Origin of the sequence: Exiguobacterium sp. s64 (genome assembly GCF_018618035.1) — a bacterium.
In the GTDB taxonomy this organism is placed as follows: Bacteria; Bacillota; Bacilli; order Exiguobacteriales; family Exiguobacteriaceae; genus Exiguobacterium; species Exiguobacterium mexicanum_A.
Window position 1 is genome coordinate 1 of record NZ_JACSLH010000022.1, and the last position, 1,686, is coordinate 1,686.

General features: G+C 50.3%; 1 protein-coding gene. It reads right to left on the reverse strand.

Annotation, left to right across the window (positions count from 1 at the left end):
- Positions 1-46: 46 nt before the first annotated feature.
- Positions 47-1,617, reverse strand: a protein-coding gene (locus tag KNP64_RS14655) for an IS3 family transposase (protein ID WP_138858676.1) whose coding sequence is annotated in 2 segments (ribosomal slippage) — positions 47-978 and positions 978-1,617 — 1,572 coding nt in all. Because the reading frame shifts where the segments join, the coding sequence is not laid out codon by codon here.
- Positions 1,618-1,686 lie beyond the last annotated feature (69 nt).

Sequence of the window (1,686 nt, forward strand, 5' to 3'; positions counted from 1 at the left end):
TGAACTGCTCCCCGTCAAGTAGACAGTGTAAATAATGAAAACCAACCTAGGCGGCTTGAGACCTGTATTCGACAGGACTCAGGCCGTTTAGTCGTTTCTGGAAACGGTCGTGGTTGTAGAACGCTATGTAGTTCTCGATTGCCTTCGTCAGTTCGCTATAGGCCTGGAACTCACGCAAATAGTACATCTCCACTTTCAGGGTGCCCCAGAAACTCTCGATTGGGGCGTTGTCGATACAGCGTCCCACGCGGGACATGCTGTGGGTCAGTCCCGCGTCCTCTACCATGCGTTTGAACCCTCTCGAGGTGTATTGGAACCCTCGGTCGCTATGGATCATCAGACTCGCTCCTGTACGTAGACGCGCGATGGCTGGCATCATCGTTTTAAAGACGAGCCCGTTGTTGTTGGACTTCCCGACACGATAGGCGACGATTGAGCCGTCGTACAGGTCGATAATCGCGCTAAGGTACGCCTTCTTTCCGGCACCGTATTTGAACTCGGTGACGTCGGTGCACCATTTCTCGTCCGGCCGGGCCGCGCTGAACTCTCGGTTCATCAAGTTCTCGGCCACATGCTGTGGCGTTGACTTCTTATGTTTCCTCCGCTTCCGGCGGATGATCGATTGAATCCCATGGCTATGCATCAAACGATAGATTCGCTTTTCATTGAACGGGGACAAGCTTTGTTGCCGGCGTAACCGATTGATGGTCATCGTGATCCGACGGTACCCGTATGTCCCGTTCGCCTGATCATAGAGTAGACGGATGTCCTCCAGGAGCTTCTCGTTCTCTTCTTGACGCACCGATATGGTGCGATTCAACCATTTGTAATAGGCCGCCCGTGAGATGCCGGCGACCCGGCAGAGGAGCACAATCGAGAGGGCTTCCTCTTCGTTCAATTCTTTGATGGCGATATATCTTTGCTGTAGCCGTACCTGGCTGATCACGACCTCCTCTCGATCTCCTCTAACTTTTTTAGGAACAGGTTGTCCGCACGAAGAAGTTCGTTCTCAAGCTCCATTTGCTGGATACGACGTTTCAGCTTCTCTTCTTCACTTAGTTCATCCTCTGGCTTCGTACGCCCACGGCGGTCTAGGAGCGCTTCGGCCCCGGTCGTGTCATACTTCTTGACCCAGCCATAGACCTGGGCATAGGATACCTGATATTGTTCCGCGGTCTGCTGGTAGTTGCGACCATTCTCCAAACAGTATTTCACGATCTCAAAGCGCTCTTCAAATGTAGTTTTTCTTCCTTTTGTCATAGCTAGACCCATCCCTTTTCTCGAATCTGTTAACTCGCTATGACTAGTATACTTCCTAATCCATCTGTGAAGAACAGACCAGTGACTGATTTGATGTTTGGAGAGTGTCTCTAGTTTAGTGAGACCACCGAGATAGTCACGGACCGCCGCAATCTTCTGTTCCTTGGTGTAGGGCTTCCATGTCCTCGATTGCTTCAACGCGTCAATACCGCCGGTATCGAATTTTACTTTCCATAACTGAAGGGTGTCCATAGAGACGTCATGTGCCTCCCTGATTTCCTTCCAGGTATATGTGCCTTGATTCATCATGCGCAGCGCGCTCAGTTTTTGTTCGATCGTATGTCGACTTCTCGTCATAAAAAAACACTCCCCAATCAGATAAACAGATTTGTTATTTCATCTGTCTACTTATTGGGGAGCATATCA